Genomic DNA, 17,745 nt, shown 5'->3' on the forward strand with positions numbered 1-17,745 from the left:
TCCTGACACCGTAGTGCAAAACCTGAGTCGTGCAGCGTGATCCGCAACGCCATGCGGTTAGCGTGTCCTACAAGGACCGCAAACCACTGGCCGCGTCGATGCGCGAGATCTATACCGCGCCCACCCTGGAGGCCGCCGAGCTCGCCCGCGACGCGTTCGCCAAGACCCACGGCAAACAATACCCCGGAGCCGTCGACGTGTGGAACAACGCCTGGAACGACTTCACCCCCTTCCTGGACTACCCCGCAGAACTCCGGAAAATTGTCTACACCACCAACCAAATCGAATCCATCAACTTCCAACTCCGCAAAATCACCAAAAACCGCGGACACTTCCCCGACAAAGACGCAGCCATGAAACTCATCTACCTCGGACTACGCAACATCTCCACCCAACGCGGCGGAGCCTCAGGAACAGGCACCTGGGGCTGGAAAATAGCACTCAACACCCTCACCCAACTATTCCCCGGCCGCCTAACATTCTGATATAATAAGACAAGTAAGCCAATCACCTCCGGCTTACACAGAAATCGTGACAGGCTCCGCCGGTCACGATCGGCTCGACCGGCGGCGTCGACTGCTTCTTACGCCGGATCGTGACCCCAACATCGCCCTCATGCTTGACATATTCCCTGGCCACATTCGCGATCGTCTGCGGGTCGACTCCGACCTTCTCGGCGACCGCGCGCCGGCCCGGCGGCTCACCAACACCCTCGTCCAACTCCAACAGGATCCGCGAGCGCCGTACCTCCTGCGCCGGATGCACGCCGGTCCGCACGGTCCGCGTCAGCCACTCACGATCCTCAGCACTCAACCTCACCGACGGCAAACTCGACCTCGCCATGACACCCTCTGGTAGCAGATAGGGAAAAGACTGCCACGAACGGTCTACCGCAACAACGACGAATTTTAGCGGCGACACTCTAGTATTCGAGGCAGGTTGAAATCCTTGCGAACTTCGTGGCTAACGGAGTAGGTTCGCGCTCTCGCGCCAGGGCACGGCTGAACTCACATCAGGTGCGGACATTATCCAGGAGGAAACATGCTTGTGACACTGAGGAAGATTGCCGCCGTCGGCTTAATTGCTTTCCTGACCGTTCTTGGCGGAACCGCGACGGCGTCCGCACAGCCGAACGCCGCTGTGCGCAGGATTCATAATATGAACACCGGCAGGTGTATCGACGACAGCGACTTCGGATTCCGTACCAATGCCTGCAACAGGTCCGCCTTCCAGCAGTGGACATTCTTCCAGGAAGGGATTGGAGGTTATCAATTCAGGAACGCTGACACCGGCCGCTGCATCGACGACAGCGACTTCGGATTCCGCACCAACGTCTGCAACTTCAAAATGTACCAGACCTTCTTCGACACACTGTAACGAGAACGGGTTTTTTTTTCTGGCTGTGGTTGTCAGTAGCGGGTTGGCCGACGACCGGTCGCACCCAAACTAGGCGCCGCAAATCGGGATGCTGACGCTGGCGCCAACACAGCAATGGGGGCAAAGGGCATTTGATCGTCGGACACCCAGGTTGCTCTTCGCCGGGATCTCCCCCATGACAGAGCGACCCTTCGCCACGTGGCGAAGGGTCGCTCTGTCATTTACTGCCGGGGTAACTTTGCCCGGATCAGCGCGTCACATGCCGCGTTGATTCTGTTGGCCACCTCATTGACGTCCGCACCGACAACAGCAACCCACAGCGCGCCGTTTGGCCCGGCCGTCAGCGTCGCCGAGGGATGATCTGGCTTGGACGGTGCGGAGCCGCGTCTGCGGCCGGTTCCGGCCGTTGCAACACCCGTTAAGGGAGTTCCGATGGCGCATTAGCGGGCCGATATGCAGGTGGCGCGGCCAAAAACGGCGAAGCTGGCCGGCCGCCGTGTTGCGCGATGTGGTGACGGCGCGGCTGGAGACGAACTGGTCGCCGGAGCAGATCAGTGTCAGGCTGAAGCAGGATTTCCCTGACCGGGCGGAGATGTGGTGTCACCAGAGACGATCTATGTCACTGGGAGAGTGACCTGATCATCGGCACCCTCAGCGGCTCGGTGATCGGCATCTTGGTCGAGCGCGCCACCCGGGTTCGTGATGCTGCTCCACCTGCCCGAAACGCCACGACGCGGCCACTGTCCGGGACCGGATCATCGCCGCGGTCGGCGAAATTACCATTCGGCGAAGGAGCCGTCGGGGTGGCGCCAGAGGGGGCCGCGCCATGCGGCCGTGGAGTCCGCGGCGCGGCGTACGGCGGCCTCGTCGACGTCGATGCCCAGGCCTGGGCGGTCGGTGCGTACGGCGTGGCCGTCGATGAAACGGAAAAGGGACGGGTCGACGAGATAATCCAGGATTTCGGTGCCGTGGTGGTAGTGGATGCCCAGGCTTTGTTCCTGGATCAGGAAATTCGGGGTAGCGAAGGCCACCTGCAGGCTGGCGGCCAAGGAAATAGGGCCGAGTGGGGAGTGTGGGGCCAGGTGGGCGTTGAAAACCTCGGCGAGCGAAGCGATCCGGCGCACTTCGGAAATTCCGCCGGCATGGGCGAGATCTGGTTGTACGACAGCGATCCCGGCTTGCAGGGCCGGCAGGAAATCGGTACGGGAGAACAGTCGTTCGCCGGTGGCGATCGGGATCTGGCTGGCCGCCACCACTGACGCGAGGGCGCTCACGTGCTCGGGAAGCACTGGTTCCTCAACGAAAAGTGGGTGCGATTCGGCGAGCAGCGGCAGCAGTCGGCGGGCGTTGGCGGCGGTGACCCGGCCGTGGAAGTCGATCGCGAAATCGCGGGCGTCGCCCAGGATCGTACGGGCGATGGCGGCTCGTTCGACGACGGCGGACGTGTCGGCGCGGGTGGCGATCGGGCCGAGGCGGCCGGAGGCGTTCATCTTGATCGCGGTGAAACCGGCCTCCACCTGCGCGGTGATCGACTCGGCCAGCTCGGCCGGCTCGTCGCCGCCGACCCAACCGTAGACGCGTACGAGGTCGCGGACCGGACCGCCGAGCAAGGAATGCACCGGAGCGTCGTCCCGCGCTTTTCCAGCGATATCCCAAAGTGCCTGGTCAAGACCGGCGACCGCGCTGGACCGGACCGGCCCGCCGCGGTAGAAACCGGCCTTGGTCATCACCTGCCAGTGGTCCTCGATGCGCAGGGGATCGGTGCCGATGATCAGCTCGGCCAGCTCGTCGACGGCGGCGCGTACGACGTCGACGCTGCCCTCCAAGGTCGGCTCGCCCCACCCGATCAGGCCCTCGTCGGTCTCTACCCGGCAGAACAGCCAGCGTGGCGGTACGGCGAAGGTCTCGACCCGGGTGATTTTCACGAACGTGCCGCCGCGGCGTCCTGCGCGGCCACGTCCAGGAGGTGCCGCATCGCGGTCTGGGCGCGGTCCGGATCCGCGTCTCGGATGGCTTCGACGACCGCACGGTGAACCGGGACCGGGTCCGCCGCCGGTCCACTGTGGACCATCTGGTCACGGCGAGCCAGCCCAGCCTGCAGGACCATCTCCAGCCGGAGCATCAGGTCGTTATGGCTGGCCACGAACAGGGCCCGGTGGTACGAGAGGTCCGCGGCGACGGCGAGGTCCGGGTCCTGACCGGCGGCGGTCATCGCCTCGAGAGCGGCGTCCAGGGCGGCCAGGTCCTCGTCCGTACGACGGGAGGCCGCCAGCTGGGCGCACGAGGGCTCCAAAGCGGCCCGCACTTCGCCCAGCTCGGCCAGGAACTGGTCGCTGACCACGGGAGCCTGCCAGTGCAGTACGTCGCCGTCCAGCAGGTTCCAGTCGGACCGTGGGCGTACGAACGTGCCGCGCTTGGGACGGGCGTCTACCAGGCCTTTCGCGGACAGCACCCGCATCGCCTCGCGTAACACGGTGAGGCTCACGTCGAGTTCCTGCTGCAGCGCGGCCGTGTCGATGATCGTGCCGGGCGGCACGCTGCCTCCGACGATCCGGCGGGCGATGGTCTCCACCGTCTGGCCGTGCACACCGCGAGTGGAGTAGGGAGCCACCTGCGCCTCCTGTCTCACTCCGTGGATGATTAATTATGAATATATATTGGCCGGGTCGTCCCTGGAGGAAACTGTGGGTCTCTCTGACCGTGTGGTCGTGGTCACCGGTGGCGCGAATGGCATCGGCCGGGCGGTCGCCGAGGTCGCGGTCCGCGACGGCGCCCAGGTCACGATCGTGGACGTCGACGCGGCCGCCGGCGAGGCGACCGCGGTGGATCTGGGCGTGAGCTTCCGGCGGCTCGACATCACCGACGGCGCGGCGGTCGCGGTGGTGTTCGGCGAGATTGTCGACGCGTACGGCCGGATCGACGTGCTCATCAACAACGCCGGCCGCAACGCGTACTTCGACCCGGTCGAGATGACCGAACAGGACTGGGACGACGTTTTCGCCCTCGATCTGAAGGCGTCCTGGCTCTGCGCGAAGCACGCGCTGCCGTCGATGCTGGCTCAGCGCCGCGGCTCGATAGTGAACATCTCGTCGCTGCATTCGCGGTTGACGACGGCCGGCATGTTTCCTTATGCGGCGGCGAAATCCGGCCTCATAGGGTTGACGCGGAGCCTGGCTCTGGAGGTGGCCGACCGGGGCGTACGAGTGAATGCCGTCAGCCCTGGCTACACCCGGACCGCGGTCATGCAGGACTTTCTGGACCGCTCGCCGGATCCCGACGTGGAGCGCCGGATCCTGGACGTACACCCGCTCGGCCGGATCGCGGACCCACTGGAGATCGCCGAGGTGGTCTGCTTCCTGGCCTCCGACGCGGCCTCTTTCGTCACCGCCGCCGAATGGCGCGTCGATGGCGGTCTCGGTGCCCGCTTCGCTTGACTTTGATGGATTGCCGTACGGCGTCGACAGGAATGAGCCTTATTGCCTCAACGTGCAAGCCCTCTTCCATTCACTACGATGGTAGTAGTACGGTAGCAGCAGAAGCATTGCCGCGACCGAAGGAACGCCATGACATCCAAGAAACCGGAGCACTCCGCCGACCAGGTCGTCATCGTCGGCGCCGGACCGCCGGCCTGATGCTCGCCGCCGAGTTGGCGCTGGCCGGCGTCGCCTGCCGGGTGCTGGAAAAGCGCGACCACCAGGCGAACATCACCCGGGCCTTCGGCATCGGCCCTCGTACGCTCGAGCTGCTCGACGCCCGTGACCTGGCGCAGAACCTGATCCCGAATGGCAACAAGATCCCGCAGGGCCAGTTCGGCGCCCGGGCCGGCTTCGAGCTGACCGTCATCGACAGCCGGTTCAACTACATGCTGATCGTGCCGCAGAGCGGCACCGAGAAAATGCTGGAAGAGCACTGCCGCGAACTCGGGGTGCCGATCGAGCGCGGCGCCCAGGTCGAGGGCCTGACCCCCAGCGCGATGACGGCGTAGATGTGCAGGTCAGCGGGCCGGACGGGAGCCGAACAATCCGGGCCTCGTACGTGGTGGGTTGCGACGGCGCGCACAGCGTGGTCCGGGACGCGATCGGTGTCGACTTCATCGGCAAGCGGTACGACACGCAGCTCACCCTCGCGGACGTGAAGCTCACCCGCCCACCCGGCGACACGGTTTTCGCCCGCGTCAGCAACGACGGTGTGCAGCTCTTTATCCCGTACGGCGACGGATACCACCGTTCGGTGGCCTGGGATCGGCAGCGGGACAAGCTGCCGATCGACGAGCCGATCACGCTCAAGGAGCTCCAGGACGCCGCCCTGCGCATGACCGGCGAGGATTTCGGCATCACCGAGATCCGCTGGTCCACCCGTTTTCTCAGCGAGCGCAAGCAAGCGCGCGCATTACCGAGTCGGTCGGGTGCTGCTGGCCGGCGACGCCGCCCACGTCCACTCGCCGATTGGCGCGCAGGGCATGAACACCGGGATTGGCGACGCTTTCAACCTGGGCTGGAAAATCGCCGCGGTGGTCCACGGGACAGCGCCGGCGTGGCTGCTGGACACGTACGAATCCGAGCGGCACCCGGTGGGCGAGAAGATCCTGAAATTCACCGACCGGCTGATCCGGATGACCTTGATCCGGTCCAAGGCCGCGCTCGGCATGATCCAGGGGGCGATGGCGATGGTGGCCAAGAACGACGCGCTGATTTCCAAGCCACGGAACCTCTTCGCCGGCATCAGCATCGCGTACGAACCACATGGCCAGCACCCGCATCCGCTGGCCGGCAAGCGAGCGCCCGATATCGAGGTCGGCGGCCACCGGTTGTACGAGGCGTTGCGCGGCGGCCGGTTCGTGCTGGTGGACTCCACTGTGGACGGTGCGGCCGCCCGGACCGCGGACCGGCGCTGGGGCGACCGAGTGCAGACCCTCGCGGGTCGGATAGACAGCACCAAAAAGCTGCCGGCGCTGATGCTCGTACGCCCCGACGCTTACGTGGCCTGGGCCAGCGATTCGGTGGAATCGGGTTCGGTGGCAGCGGTGCTCGACGAATGGTGTGGCGCACCAAGGGCCGAAAAGGTCAGTCCTTGACCATTATTCCTCGTCGTATTCGGCGAGTTTGCGTTTGAGGACCTTGCCGGTCGTCGCGTTCCGGGGAAGTTCGTCGAGGAAGATCACCTCGCGCGGCACCTTGTGCCGGGCGAGGTTGGCTTTCACGTACGCCTTCAGGCTCTCGGCGTCGACATTTCCGGTGATCACCACGAAAGCCCGCAGTCGCTGCCCGAAATCCTTGTCTGGCACGCCGACAACGGCTGCGTCCGACACGTCTTCGTGGTCCAGCAGGAGATTCTCCACCTCGATCGGGTAGACGTTCTCGCCGCCGGAGACGATCATGTCGTCGTCCCGGCCGTCCACGAAAAGCAGCCCGGCCTCGTCGAAATGGCCCACGTCACCGCTGGAAAGCAAGCCGTCAATGGCAGCTTTGTTGCCGCCGTCGGTGTAGCCGGAGAAACTCAGCTCGCTGCCGACGAAAATCCGGCCGGTGACGTTCGGCTCGGTGACCCGCTGGCCGTCCTTGTCGTAAAGCCGGACTTCGCAGCCGTGCGGTGCCCTACCGACCGTGCCCGGCGCCTGCTGCCATTCGTTGGGAGAGTGGCGATGGACGCCACCGCGATCTCGGTCGAGCCGTACAAGTTGTAAAGCACCGGGCCGAAGTTCTTGATGATTCGGTTGCCCAGGTCCGGCGAGAGCGCGGAGCCGGCGGCGAAAATGATCCGCAGTCTGCCGGTGTCGTAGCGTTTGAGCACGCCCGGGCCGAGGTCCAGGATGCGGCTGAGCATCGTCGGCACGACCACCAGCGCCGTACATCGGAATTCCTCCAGCGCCTGCAAAGTGGCCTCCGGATCGAACCGGCGGCGGACCACGATGGTGGAACCGAGCGCGAGATTGAGGACGAACTGGGAGAAACCGGTGCCGTGGAACATCGGCGCCGCCAGCATCGTGCACTCGCCGGTCCGCCACGGGATCCGCTCCAGGAAATGCGCGGCCGCGAACGGTGACCGGATCTCCCGCGGCGCGCCCTTCGGGGTGCCGGTGGTGCCACTGGTCAGCAGAATCAGCCCGCCCGGCCGGGGCGGCACCGGCACGGCCTTGTCGCTGTTGTTGGCGATCAGGTCGTCCAGGGTGGTGGCCCGGACGGCCTCGTCGTCCTCCGCCCACGCTAGATACCGTCGTACGCGATCGGGCAGCGCGTCCATAAGACCAGCGAACTCGTGGTCGTAGACGGCCGCGCTGACGTTCTCCCGCTCGGACACGTCGGCCAGCGCCGGGCCGGAGAAGCCGGTGTTCATCAGCAGCAGCCGGGCGCCGAGCTTGCCAGCGGCCAGCATCGCGAGCACCAGCCAGCGATGGTCCCGGCAGAGCACCGCGATCACGTCACCCTCGGCGAGCCCGTCGTCGTGCCAGCCGCGGGCCAGCGCGTTGGACTGCCGGTCCAGCTGCCCGTACGTCAGCTGACCCCGCTCGTCCACGATGGCCAGCGCATACGGGTCCCGCTCCATCGAGATGGTGGCGGCGCCGACGATCGGGCCCCAGCGGCGCATGGCCAGCAGCGCCTTCACGCCGGTGTCCGGCCGGCTCAGCACCATCAGCCCGGCGCGCCTCATCACATCGACGCTGTGCAGCACGTTCGGGACCCGGGCGGCCAGCGCCGGCAGCTCGCGCAACCGGTTCGGCAGCTCGGAAAGTCGCGTCAACAAAGGCACTCCCGCGGTTGGTCCCGGCCTCGCAGGGTTCTGACATTACCTGCTGGGACACTGTCGCTGGTATACGGTTGCCCCCGCTGGCCCGGGAGAAGGAGTGGCGATGCTAACTACGCCCGAGCAGGTGCTTAAGGCAGCGAGCAATCTCACTGCGGTGGTGACCGGCGGCGGGCTCGCCGACACCCGGCCGGTGCCGCGGATGCTGATTGACTCCGGCCCCAAACGCTCGGTTTACCGGCTCGCTCCCGGCCGCGGCGACGTGCCCGACGACGCGCCGCCGGTGCTGCTGATTCCGCCGCTGGCGGTGCCGGCCTTCTGCTTCGACCTGCGGCGCGGCTGCAGTATGGCCGAGCACCTCGTCGACCGTCGCCGTCGCGCGTACCAACTCGATTACGGCAGCATCGCCTTCTCCGACCGTCGCCTGGGCATCGAACACTGGATTGACGAGGTGCTGCCGCGGGCGATCACTGCGGTCAGCGCCGACGCCGACGACCGGCCCGTCCATCTGGTCGGCTGGTGCCTGGGCGGCATCTTCGCGCTGCTGGTCGCCGCCGACCGCAACGACCTGCCGATCGCGTCCATCACCACCATCGCCAGCCCCATCGACTTCACCGCGATCCCGCTGGTCGCGCCGGCCCGGCCACTCATCGACGTGGCCGGCGGTCGGGCCTTCACGGCCCTCTACCGGGTTCTTGGCGGCGCGCCATCACCGCTGGTCAAGAGGGTTTTCCAGCTCACCGGCTTCGAGAAATACCTGACCAAGCCGATCGCCATCATGACCCACCTGGACGACACCGAGTTCCTCGCCCAAATCGAGGCCGTGGACCGTTTCACCGCCAACATGGCGGCCTACCCCGGCCGGACGTTCGGCCAGATGTATATCACCGTTTCTTCCGTTTCCAACGACCTCGCCGACGGTGTCCTGGACCTGGAGGGTCGGCTGATCGCGCTGGCGGACGTACGGGTGCCCGTCCAGGTCATCGCCGGCGAAGGCGACACGATCGCACCGAAGCTGTCCGTCCATCGGGTCGTCGACGTGCTGGAGAATTCTCCGGACGTACGGTTCGATGTCTGCCCCGGTGGCCACCTTGGCGTCCTGACCGGGCGGCGGGCTCGGACGACCACGTGGGACGTAGTCGACGGGTTCCTAGACGAGAAATCCGCCGAAAAGCCAGCGGTGGCGAAGAAGACTGGCGCCAAGAAAGCCGTGGCCAAGAAAGCCGTGGCCAAGAAAGCGCCGGTCGCGAAGAAAACCGCCGCGAAGCGTACGACGTCCTAACTCCTGACCGACCCCGTCTTTTGGCTGGAGTGGATCCGTCCGGCGGCGGCAACCTGGGTGCTGGGCGGGCGATCGTCGTACGAATGTGATGACATGGCTCCAGAGCAAGGGGAGCGGCTGTGATTCGGGTTGTGGTCGTCGATGACGAAGCGTTGGTAAGGATGGGGTTCAGCCACATCCTGGACGCGGCCGGCGACATCGAGGTGGTGGCGGCGGTGGACGGCCGGGAGGCCGCCAGCCAGGTCCGGGAGCATCAGCCTGACCTGGTGTTGCTCGACATCCGGATGCCGGGCGTCGACGGGCTGACCGTGCTGGCCCAGCTCCGCGCGATGCCCCAGCCGCCGATTGTGGCGATGCTGACCACCTTCGACTCGGACGAATATGTGGCGACCGCGCTGCGTAGTGGAGCGAACGGTTTTCTGCTCAAGGACACCGAACCGGGTCAGTTGGCTCATCTCGTACGAGCGCTCGCCGGCGGTGAGGTGGTGTTGTCCAGCAAAGTCACCAAAACCGTGGTGGACGGATATCTCGGCGACGCGGTGGATCCGGCCACCGCCAGTCGGTTGGCGCGGCTCAGTGACCGCGAACACGAGGTGTTGTTGCTGATCGCGGAGGGGTTGCCGAACGCGGAGATCGGCAGCCGGATGCATTTGAGCGTGGGTACGGTCAAGGACCACGTCAGTGCGATCCTGACGAAACTGGAGGTCGGCAACCGGGTGCAGGCCGCGTTGCTGGCCGAGCGGGCCGGTTTGTTGCGGTCCGGGCGGAAAAAGTCGTGAAACTGCGGCCGCTGCATCCGATCGTCATCGACCTCGCGTTTCTCGCGGTCGCGGTGACCGACGCGGCCATCAACATCGATCCGACCGATCTGCTGGGCAACGCCAGCATGGGCTTGGCTTGCGTCGCACTGATTTTCCGGCGACGCTGGCCGCTGATCGTTTTCCTCCTGACACTGCCGGCCGCGCTGCTGTCCACCGGGATTTTCGCGTCACTGATCGCGATTTACACGCTTGCCTCGCTGACCCGGCGACGGCCTATTCTGATAGCCGGGGGGGTCGCGCTGATCGCCTGCTACACCCTGCCGTGGCCGCCGCCGCCTCACCACCAGCGTGAGCGGCTTCGACACGATCATCACCCTCGGATATGCGGTCGCGCTGGCGATGGCGCCGGCGCTGCTCGGCCAACTGGTGCAGGCCCAGCGGGATCTTTCGCTGCGGCTGAAGGAGATCTCCGAAGCGCAGGAGCACCAGCGGCTGCTGACCACCCAAACCGTGCTGGCCAAGGAACGTGCCCAGCTGGCCCGCGAAATGCACGACGTGGTGTCCCACCAGGTCAGCCTGATAGCTGTGCGCGCCGGTGCGCTGCAGGTGCGTACGAACGATCCGGAAACCAAGGAAGCGCGCCACCACCATCCGTCAGCTCAGCGTCAACACGCTCGACGAGCTGCGCCACATGGTCACCGTGTTGCGCGCTTCCGGCAGCCTGCCGACCGACCTCACTCCGCAGCCCACCATCGGCGAGCTGGCGCAGTTGGTGGCCGGCAGCGGAATTTCCGCGACGCTGGAGGCGGACCTGCCGGACGATGTGAGCCCACCCGTGCAGCGGGCGGTTTACCGTACGGTCCAGGAAGCCCTGACCAACGTTCGCAAACACGCGCCCGCGCGCCGACGCCGCCGTGCGGGTGTGGGCGGAGAACGGCGATATTCGGGCCACCGTCACGAATACTCCGCCAACCCGGCCGATGCTCGCGCTGCCGGGCTCCGGGCACGGCCTGCTGGGCCTGCGTGAGCGCGCCGAACTTCTGGGCGGCACCATCGAGTCCGGCCCGACCGGCGACGACGGCTACCGAGTCCAGCTACGCCTTCCGCAGAAGAAGCCCTGAACCCGGCAGCCGTCGATGCGTCAGTTGCCGCCGGAGGCGAGCTGACCGTCAGAGGGGACCTGGTCCGGCGCTGGGGCGCCATCAGCGGCGGCGCCGCTCTGCGCACCGTTGATCTGCGAGTTGGCCGAGCTGAGCTCGCTGTCGGTCACGCTGCCGTTGCGGATTTTGGTGGTCAGGCCGGAAAGGTACGCCCCGGCCTTGTCGAGCGGGGCGACCAGCTTGCAGAGTGTCGGGCTGGGACTCGGCGTCCGCCTTCGCGACCTTGAGCTCGTGGATAGTGAAGGCGGCCGCCAGCGCGCCCTTGATCAGCGCGGTGATCCGGCCCTTCTGACCCTTGGAGAAGGCGTTTGCCTTGTACGGCTTCCAAATCCAGTGGTGGAAGGCGCCGAAGGCGAGGCCCGCGTGCAGCACGAACTTGGTCTTGTCGAACTTGATGCTGCCCACGCTCTGGCAGCCCGCGCCAGCCGGCGCGGTCGAGCTGCTGCTGGCGGTGGTCGCCTTGGGGCCGCAGCCGCTCAACCCGAGTGTCAACGCGGTCGCGAGCGCGACCACGGTCAGAACTATCCGGTTCCTGCCGACCATATTTCCCCCCCCCACAAAGACGAATGGCGATCAGCTGCACGGTATCGCAGGCGGTCCTCAGGCCGGTCCGTCGACCAGCCCGTTTTCCCAGGCCCACGCGGCGATCGCGGTCCGGTTTCGTACGTCGATCTTGCGTTCAGGCAGGCTCGCGACATGCGTTTTCACCGTACCCAGCGCGATGAACAGCTCGGCCGCGATGTCCGCGTTGGTCTTCCCACGGGCCACCAGTCGCAGCACGTCGGTCTCCCGCTCGGTCAGCTGTTCGGGGAGTGCTCGTCCGGCGCCGGCGACCGGCTGAGTGAGGTGCTTGAGCAACCGTACGGTCACCGACGGGCTGATCAGCGTGTCGCCGCTGACCGCCGCTCGGACCGCCTCCACCAGCAGCGCCGGGCCGGCGTCCTTGAGCAGGAAGCCGCAGGCGCCGTTGCGGAGCGCGGTGTAGACGTACTCATCCAGGTCGAAGGTCGTGACGACGACGACGACTCGCATCGGGTCGGTGACGCCAGGGCCGGCCAGTAGCCGGGTGACCTCCAGACCATCCAGCCGCGGCATCCGGATGTCGGCCAGCACGACGTCCGGGCGCAGCCGGCGGGCCAGCTCCACGGCCGCCGCGCCGTCGGCCGCCTCGCCGACCACGTCAATGTGTCCGGTTGTGCGTTCAGGATCAGCGTGAACCCCGTTCGCACCATGTCCTGATCGTCCGCGACGACGACTCGAATGCTCACCCGAGCCTCCGTTCGATCGGCAGCCGTGCCAGCACCCGCCAGCCGGCCGGCTCGCGGGGTCCGGCGGCCAGCGTGCCACCGACGGTCTCCACCCGCTCGGTCAGCCCGATCAACCCGTAGCCACCACTGTGCTGCTCGCCGCCCGCGCGTACGCCGTCGTTGTCGACCACCACCTCCAGCTCACCTTCCTGGTGATGCACTCGTACGTCCACAGTGGACGCGTGCGGGGCGTGCTTGCGGACGTTTGTCAGTGCTTCCAACACGATCCGGTACGCCGAAGTGGTGACCTCCGGGGGCAAGTCGTCGTCCACACCGGACCCAAGGTCGAGCCGCGCGGTGGCCCGGCCACTGCCGGAAAATCGCTCGACCATCTCCGGCAGGTCCGCCACACCATGCGCCGGCGTACGCGCCTGGGCATCATCACCGTCGGGGACATCGCGCAGCATCCGTACGGTCCGGCGCAGTGAGGCGAGCGCGGCGGTGCCCGCGTCCTCGATGCGACGCAACGCCTGCGCGGCCAGCACCGGGTCGGTTTCGGCGACCACCTGCGAGGCCTGCGCTTGGACGATGATCCCGCTGACGTGGTGCGCGACGAAATCGTGCAGGTCACGGGCCAGTTCCAGGCGCTGGGCGTGCCGCATCGCGGCCAGCCACCGAGTGCGTTGCTCGTCGATATTGCGCAGATAGAGCCCCACCAGTGCGGCGATCACCGTGCCCAGGACCCACATCACCGAGCCACTGATGATGGCCGGCCCGGGATCGGTCGGGACAGCGCTGACGATCCGGACCGGCAGCGCGATGGTCGCGACAGCGGCCAGCCCGACCACCGCGTAGTTCCGCCAGCCACGCAGCCATCGCAGGTCGCAGAGGATGTAGCCAAGCAGCGCCGCGGTCTCGGTGAACGGCAGGATTCCCAGGTGCGGCCGTACCGCCAGCACCCAGCCGGTGACCGTCAGCGACACCACCGACAGCACCAAGGTGAAGGCCGCCAGCCACGACCGCCCGCGCGGCCACGCCAGCGTGACCGCGATCAGCCCGGCCGCCCCGGCCAGGATCGGCACCAGCCCCGCGTTGAGCGGGTCGGCCGAGAACGGCGGCTGCGCATAAGAGGCGTCGAAGGCGAGCAGCACCACCAGCGCGACGACAATCCCGCCGGCCAGCCGCCAACTGCCGGGTCGGATTCGTACGTCGGGCATGGTGCGAGCGTACGAGCCTTGACAAATGGAGAGTGACGCTATCCAATAATGGGCAGCGAAGCTATCCATTAGGAGATGTCATGGGTGCGAAGGTGTACAAGGGACGTTGGACGGCCGAGGTCGACCAGGACACGGTCGTTTTCCTGCTCGGGATGCGCTTCAACCGCCTCCGGGCCGTCACCAAATGGGTCCCGGCCCTGGTGGCGATGCCGAAAATGCTGCGGGAGCTGGCGCAGGACCCGGACAGTGGTCTTCTTGGCTGGCACATGTCCGTTGGCTGGCGCACGATTTCGCTGATCCAATACTGGAAAAGTGTCGATCAGCTGACGCATTACGCTGGCGATGCCCAAAAAGCGCACCGGCCGGCCTGGTTGGCGTATTTCCGGAACGCGTTCAAGGGCGGCTCCGTCGGCTTCTGGCACGAGACGTACGTGGTGTCGCCGGGCACGCACGAGCAGATTTACCTGAATATGCCCGGATACGGCTTGGGCGCGGCAACGTCGCTGGTCGAGGTGGGGAAAGCGAAGAACACGGCCCGGGAGCGGCTGGGTCAGGTCGCCTAGTCGGAGTTGTCAACCGCGGTAGTGACCGAAGAGGACTGAATACGCGTACGGGCGTTGGCTGACGCCGCTGCAGGCGGGCGCCGCGTTGGCGGGTTGGCCGGTGGGGCAGGGCAGGTCGCGGTTCATCGACCAAAACGACAACCAGCCGTAGTGATCTTCTGGGCCGCGGATACCAGGACGCCAGCGTCGCCGGTGCCGAAAACCTCTGACGGTACGTCGTTGACGCCGATCATCACGGTAACCGCCACCATCCGCCAGGTTTGGGCGGGCGACTTGGCCGGCCAGATCCGCGCGAGGTCGGCCTGAGTGGCGGTGGCGGCATCGACCGCCACCTGGCCCATGTCCGATTCCGCGCCGCCATAGTCCATGGCCATGATGTTGACCGCGTCCACCGCGATATTGGCGGTAGCTGCCTGCTGTAGCAAGGAAACTCCGCGGGTGGCCAGGCCGGTACGGCCGGTCGGGAGAGTGAATGAGACCCGCAGTTCCGCCTTTGCCTGGAGCTTCTTGATGGCCTGGATCCGGCGCTGATTGGCCTCGTCGTCCTTGAGGGCGTCGCCTTCGATGTCGAAGTCGACCGCGGTGATGCCGTACGCGCTGATGACCTTTTGGTACGCGGCAGCCAAATCGTCGACGGTGTCGCAAGCCTGGGCCAGTTCGGTGCCGTCCGCGCCGCCGAAGGACAGTCGTACGTTCCCGCCGCCGCTGCGGAAGTCTCGTATTGACGCAGCCAAAGTTGGGTTCGCGTACGGCCCGCCGTCGCTGTCCCAGGTGGGCTGGCAGTCGTCCGAGCCGACCACGAAACCGAGCGTGAACCAGCGCGTACCGGACTGTTTCGCGAGCGCCGGCAGGTTCGGCGGATGGGTGGAATCCACCTCGTAGAAAGGTGCGAAGGCGTCCGTACGGTCAATCGCCGGGATTTCTGGCACGCAGCCGGCAGTGAGTGCCGCCAGTGCGAGCATCGAGGCCAGTCGGTATTTCATCGCGTCGAACTCGGAGCGACAGCGGCACCGAAGCGGCGCAGCTTGTGCCAGCGCAGCCTGGTGCCGGCCAGCGCGGTCACGATGGACTGGATGATGATCGCGTACATTAGCTGCCGATAAACGAACTGCTGCAGTGGCAGTGCCCACAGTGGGCCGAATTTTTCCCGGTCCAACGGAAAGCGAGGATCGCGCCGACGAACTGCAGGGCCAGCATCGCCACCCAGCCCACCGCGGTGGTCACCGGGTTGAAGAAGACCAGCCCGTCGACGGCGAGAATGTCGATCAGTGGCGCGAAAACCGGCAGCACGACCTGGAAGAGCGCGAGGCCGAGCAGCCCGAGCCGGCCGAACCGGCCGGACGCGCCGCGTTCGACGATCGCCCGGCGGTGCTTCCACATCGCCTGCATAGTCCCGTAACTCCACCGATAGCGCTGGCGCCACAACTGCCCAACAGACGTCGGCGCTTCGGTCCAGCCTCGCGCGGTTTCCTCATAGACCACCTGCCAGCCGGCCCGGCACAGCGCCATCGTCAGGTCGGTGTCCTCGGCCAGCGTGTCGTCGCTCATTCCGCCGACCTCGACCAGCGCGGACCGTCGGAACGCCCCGCAGGCGCCAGGAACTGTGGGCATGCATTGCAAAACGTCGTACATCCGGCGATCGATGTTGAAGCCGATGACGTATTCCACGTGCTGCCAGCGAGCCACCATCCGAGCCCGGTTGGCGACCTTGACATTGCCGGCGACCGCGCCGACCTTCGGGTCCGCGAACGGCCGGATCAGCCGACCGATGGTCGCAGCCTCAAAGACCGTGTCTCCGTCGAGCATCACGACGAGGTCGTGCCGAGCCAGCTCAAGCCCGTGGTTCAACGCGTTTGCCTTGCCGCCGTTGGGAATGCTCACCACCCGTACGTCTGGCAACGCCAGCGCCCTGGCGATCTGGGCGGTCCCGTCGGTCGAGCCGTCGTCAATGACGATCACCTCGATTTCCGGGTGAGCACTGGCCGCCAATGATTGTAGGGTTTGCGCGATGCCCTCTTTTTCGTTGTACGCCGGCACGATCACCGACACTGGGTCGGTCGTGGGCGGACCCCAGTTCCAACCCGGTCGATGTCGTTTACGGGCGTGCCGCCAGGCGATGATCATCATCAGCACGAGCCGGATGACCACCAGAAACCGACGACAATGCCAAGCAGAACAAGCAGCGTGGCCACGATACCGTCGGCGATCCGGGCGGCCAGCGACAGGCCCCAGCCGCGCCAGTGATCGACCGCGGAAGCCGGTGCGTCGGTCCGTTTCTTCTCGTCCGCGACGGAAACTCCGGTGGCAGCGGCGAGTGCTTCGGTGACCGTACGGAAGGCGTAACCTCGAGACTGCAAGGCCGGGATCAGTTTGTTCAACGCCTGTACGGTTTCGCTGCGGTCACCGCCGGCGTCGTGCATCAGGATGATCGCGCCGTCGGTGTTGTCGGGCGTCGCGTTCCGGATGATTTTGCTGACCCCAGGCCGTTCCCAGTCCAGGCTGTCGCGGTCGGTGAGGACGGTCAGATAGCCATGTCGGCCGACATCCTGCACCACTGACCAGTCGTCGTTGTCCAATGCCGACGCACTGGACGAATAAGGCGGCCGAAGCAGCGCCGACGTGGTGCCGGTGGCGCCGGCGATCGCCAGTTGGGTACGGGAAAGCTGGTCCTGCCGATCGGCGGGGGATAGTTGGGTGAGGTCCGGGTGGCTGAAGGTGTGGATGCCGATCTCGTTGCCGTCCGCGTGTGCTTGTTGGACCAGGCCCGGATCTTTCAACACCCGTGCGCCAACCGCGAAGAACGTCGCGTGTACGTGGTATTTCCGGAGCGTCGCGAGGATTTGCGGTGTCCATTGGGGATCGGGCCCGTCATCGAAAGTGAGCGCGACGGTTTTCGCTGGCACGGCATAAGAACGAGCGGGGGAGTGGGTGGCGTCGATCATCGAGCCGCCGTTGCGGATCGCGTCCGGCACCCGGTCGTACGCGCCGGCGGGATGCCCGGTACCGGCCTTGCCGACCGCGTTCACATAGCCCTGCACCAAAAGGACGACGACGAAGACGAGCGTCACGACGACAATCAGGAAAAAGTCGTGGGCGCAGCAGAATTCGGCTGCTCGGTGGTCGCTGGGTTGGCCTGGTTTTCGGCGACTTGCTTTTTGGCGACTTGGCCCCGTGATGCGGCGGCGAGTCGGTGGTGGCCACCGTGCTCATGTCGGTTTTCCCATCCCCAGTGGATTTCTGGCACGTCAGCCGGTCGTGCTGCCGCCGGTGCCGGCCGTACCAGTGTCGGTACCGTCGGTGGTAAGGCTGGCCCCGCCAGTCGTGTCGCTGCCGCAGTGCCATCGGTGCGGGGTCCCAGTGGCATCGGTTCGGTGGTGCCGGATCCGTCGTGGTGCCG

The 17,745-nt window shown here is 66.2% G+C and carries 17 protein-coding genes and 6 pseudogenes; 13 read left to right on the forward strand and 10 right to left on the reverse strand.

The window, feature by feature from the left end:
* Positions 1-485, forward strand: a pseudogene (locus GNX96_RS46690) (transposase); the annotation flags it as partial.
* Between the two features lie 22 nt (positions 486-507).
* Here GNX96_RS46690 and GNX96_RS46695 read toward each other — a convergent pair.
* Positions 508-843 carry a hypothetical protein gene (locus GNX96_RS46695; protein ID WP_279583349.1) on the reverse strand — a complete coding sequence of 112 codons (336 nt, stop codon included), beginning with the start codon at positions 841-843 and terminating at the stop codon, positions 508-510.
* Between the two features lie 198 nt (positions 844-1,041).
* Here GNX96_RS46695 and GNX96_RS46700 point away from each other — a divergent pair, with 198 nt between their 5' ends.
* Entirely contained in the window at positions 1,042-1,377 is a 336-nt protein-coding gene (locus tag GNX96_RS46700) for an RICIN domain-containing protein (protein WP_163573809.1), read from the forward strand.
* Between the two features lie 776 nt (positions 1,378-2,153).
* On the opposite strand, the gene dgoD is transcribed toward GNX96_RS46700, so the two are convergent.
* Complete coding sequence (gene dgoD / locus GNX96_RS46705; RefSeq protein ID WP_163573810.1) at positions 2,154-3,302, reverse strand: galactonate dehydratase; 1,149 nt, start codon at positions 3,300-3,302, stop codon at positions 2,154-2,156.
* Positions 3,299-3,988: a FadR/GntR family transcriptional regulator gene (locus GNX96_RS46710; RefSeq protein ID WP_163573811.1), complete on the reverse strand. Its 690-nt coding sequence runs from the start codon at positions 3,986-3,988 to the stop codon at positions 3,299-3,301. Before GNX96_RS46710 ends, dgoD begins: the two co-directional genes overlap by 4 nt.
* Before the next feature lie 73 nt (positions 3,989-4,061).
* On the opposite strand from GNX96_RS46710, the gene GNX96_RS46715 reads away from it, so the two are divergent.
* From GNX96_RS46715 to GNX96_RS46725, 4 genes and pseudogenes are all read left to right on the forward strand, one after another.
* Complete coding sequence (locus GNX96_RS46715) at positions 4,062-4,811, forward strand: SDR family NAD(P)-dependent oxidoreductase (protein ID WP_279583350.1); 750 nt, start codon at positions 4,062-4,064, stop codon at positions 4,809-4,811.
* A 197-nt stretch (positions 4,812-5,008) separates the two neighbouring features.
* A complete protein-coding gene (locus tag GNX96_RS46720; RefSeq protein ID WP_163573813.1) occupies positions 5,009-5,362 on the forward strand; it encodes an FAD-dependent monooxygenase in 354 nt (117 codons plus the stop codon).
* Between the two features lie 2 nt (positions 5,363-5,364).
* A pseudogene (locus GNX96_RS60595) lies at positions 5,365-5,691 on the forward strand (FAD-dependent monooxygenase); the annotation flags it as partial.
* A gap of 91 nt (positions 5,692-5,782) precedes the next feature.
* On the forward strand, positions 5,783-6,451 hold the full coding sequence (locus GNX96_RS46725) for an FAD-dependent monooxygenase (protein WP_279583351.1): 669 nt from the start codon (positions 5,783-5,785) through the stop codon (positions 6,449-6,451).
* Between the two features lie 3 nt (positions 6,452-6,454).
* Here GNX96_RS46725 and GNX96_RS46730 read toward each other — a convergent pair.
* A pseudogene (locus tag GNX96_RS46730) lies at positions 6,455-8,076 on the reverse strand (acyl-CoA synthetase).
* A 148-nt stretch (positions 8,077-8,224) separates the two neighbouring features.
* On the opposite strand from GNX96_RS46730, the gene GNX96_RS46735 reads away from it, so the two are divergent.
* The 6 genes and pseudogenes from GNX96_RS46735 to GNX96_RS60610 all read left to right on the forward strand — a co-directional run bounded on the left by GNX96_RS46735 (position 8,225) and on the right by GNX96_RS60610 (position 11,282).
* Complete coding sequence (locus GNX96_RS46735) at positions 8,225-9,400, forward strand: alpha/beta fold hydrolase (protein WP_163573814.1); 1,176 nt, start codon at positions 8,225-8,227, stop codon at positions 9,398-9,400.
* Between the two features lie 119 nt (positions 9,401-9,519).
* Positions 9,520-10,179: a response regulator transcription factor gene (locus GNX96_RS46740; protein ID WP_279583352.1), complete on the forward strand. Its 660-nt coding sequence runs from the start codon at positions 9,520-9,522 to the stop codon at positions 10,177-10,179.
* A gap of 53 nt (positions 10,180-10,232) precedes the next feature.
* Positions 10,233-10,430: pseudogene (locus GNX96_RS67585) on the forward strand (hypothetical protein); the annotation flags it as partial.
* Positions 10,431-10,707: 277 nt separating this feature from the next.
* Positions 10,708-10,752 (forward strand): annotated as a pseudogene (locus GNX96_RS66880) (hypothetical protein); the annotation flags it as partial.
* Positions 10,753-10,852: 100 nt separating this feature from the next.
* Positions 10,853-11,188 carry a sensor histidine kinase gene (locus tag GNX96_RS60605; RefSeq protein WP_279583354.1) on the forward strand — a complete coding sequence of 112 codons (336 nt, stop codon included), beginning with the start codon at positions 10,853-10,855 and terminating at the stop codon, positions 11,186-11,188.
* The gene (locus tag GNX96_RS60610; RefSeq protein ID WP_279583355.1) at positions 11,142-11,282 is read left to right on the forward strand and encodes an ATP-binding protein; all 141 of its coding nucleotides are present in this window, start codon (positions 11,142-11,144) and stop codon (positions 11,280-11,282) included. Before GNX96_RS60605 ends, GNX96_RS60610 begins: the two co-directional genes overlap by 47 nt.
* A gap of 81 nt (positions 11,283-11,363) precedes the next feature.
* Here GNX96_RS60610 and GNX96_RS46750 read toward each other — a convergent pair whose 3' ends face one another.
* The 3 genes and pseudogenes from GNX96_RS46750 to GNX96_RS46760 all read right to left on the reverse strand — a co-directional run bounded on the left by GNX96_RS46750 (position 11,364) and on the right by GNX96_RS46760 (position 13,785).
* Positions 11,364-11,864: a hypothetical protein gene (locus tag GNX96_RS46750; RefSeq protein WP_163573816.1), complete on the reverse strand. Its 501-nt coding sequence runs from the start codon at positions 11,862-11,864 to the stop codon at positions 11,364-11,366.
* 57 nt (positions 11,865-11,921) lie between these two features.
* Positions 11,922-12,553: pseudogene (locus GNX96_RS46755) on the reverse strand (response regulator).
* Positions 12,554-12,585: 32 nt separating this feature from the next.
* Positions 12,586-13,785 carry a sensor histidine kinase gene (locus GNX96_RS46760; protein WP_163573817.1) on the reverse strand — a complete coding sequence of 400 codons (1,200 nt, stop codon included), beginning with the start codon at positions 13,783-13,785 and terminating at the stop codon, positions 12,586-12,588.
* Between the two features lie 80 nt (positions 13,786-13,865).
* Here GNX96_RS46760 and GNX96_RS46765 point away from each other — a divergent pair, with 80 nt between their 5' ends.
* Positions 13,866-14,348, forward strand: coding sequence for a DUF4188 domain-containing protein (locus GNX96_RS46765; RefSeq protein ID WP_163573818.1), 483 nt, complete (start codon positions 13,866-13,868; stop codon positions 14,346-14,348).
* 122 nt (positions 14,349-14,470) lie between these two features.
* Here GNX96_RS46765 and GNX96_RS46770 read toward each other — a convergent pair whose 3' ends face one another.
* From GNX96_RS46770 to GNX96_RS60620, 3 genes are all read right to left on the reverse strand, one after another.
* Complete coding sequence (locus GNX96_RS46770) at positions 14,471-15,331, reverse strand: chitinase (protein ID WP_163573819.1); 861 nt, start codon at positions 15,329-15,331, stop codon at positions 14,471-14,473.
* Between the two features lie 106 nt (positions 15,332-15,437).
* Positions 15,438-16,496, reverse strand: coding sequence for a glycosyltransferase (locus GNX96_RS60615; protein ID WP_279583356.1), 1,059 nt, complete (start codon positions 16,494-16,496; stop codon positions 15,438-15,440).
* Positions 16,475-17,416 (reverse strand): polysaccharide deacetylase family protein, encoded by a 942-nt coding sequence (locus GNX96_RS60620; RefSeq protein WP_279583357.1) that lies wholly within the window; start codon positions 17,414-17,416, stop codon positions 16,475-16,477. Before GNX96_RS60620 ends, GNX96_RS60615 begins: the two co-directional genes overlap by 22 nt.
* Positions 17,417-17,745: the final 329 nt, after the last annotated feature.

Source organism: Fodinicola feengrottensis, from assembly GCF_010993775.1.
Classification (GTDB): Bacteria; Actinomycetota; Actinomycetes; order Mycobacteriales; family HKI-0501; genus Fodinicola; species Fodinicola feengrottensis.

What these genes read in the sequence shown, in the direction of transcription:
- GNX96_RS46735 (WP_163573814.1), top strand. Translation starts at nt 8,225, where the DNA reads ATGCTAACTACGCCCGAGCAGGTGCTTAAGGCAGCGAGCAATCTCACT.
- GNX96_RS46770 (WP_163573819.1), bottom strand. Translation starts at nt 15,331, where the DNA reads ATGAAATACCGACTGGCCTCGATGCTCGCACTGGCGGCACTCACTGCC.
- GNX96_RS46765 (WP_163573818.1), top strand. Translation starts at nt 13,866, where the DNA reads ATGGGTGCGAAGGTGTACAAGGGACGTTGGACGGCCGAGGTCGACCAG.
- GNX96_RS60605 (WP_279583354.1), top strand. Translation starts at nt 10,853, where the DNA reads ATGGTCACCGTGTTGCGCGCTTCCGGCAGCCTGCCGACCGACCTCACT.
- GNX96_RS46695 (WP_279583349.1), bottom strand. Translation starts at nt 843, where the DNA reads ATGGCGAGGTCGAGTTTGCCGTCGGTGAGGTTGAGTGCTGAGGATCGT.
- GNX96_RS60610 (WP_279583355.1), top strand. Translation starts at nt 11,142, where the DNA reads ATGCTCGCGCTGCCGGGCTCCGGGCACGGCCTGCTGGGCCTGCGTGAG.
- GNX96_RS46760 (WP_163573817.1), bottom strand. Translation starts at nt 13,785, where the DNA reads ATGCCCGACGTACGAATCCGACCCGGCAGTTGGCGGCTGGCCGGCGGG.
- GNX96_RS46750 (WP_163573816.1), bottom strand. Translation starts at nt 11,864, where the DNA reads ATGGTCGGCAGGAACCGGATAGTTCTGACCGTGGTCGCGCTCGCGACC.
- GNX96_RS46720 (WP_163573813.1), top strand. Translation starts at nt 5,009, where the DNA reads ATGCTCGCCGCCGAGTTGGCGCTGGCCGGCGTCGCCTGCCGGGTGCTG.
- GNX96_RS46700 (WP_163573809.1), top strand. Translation starts at nt 1,042, where the DNA reads ATGCTTGTGACACTGAGGAAGATTGCCGCCGTCGGCTTAATTGCTTTC.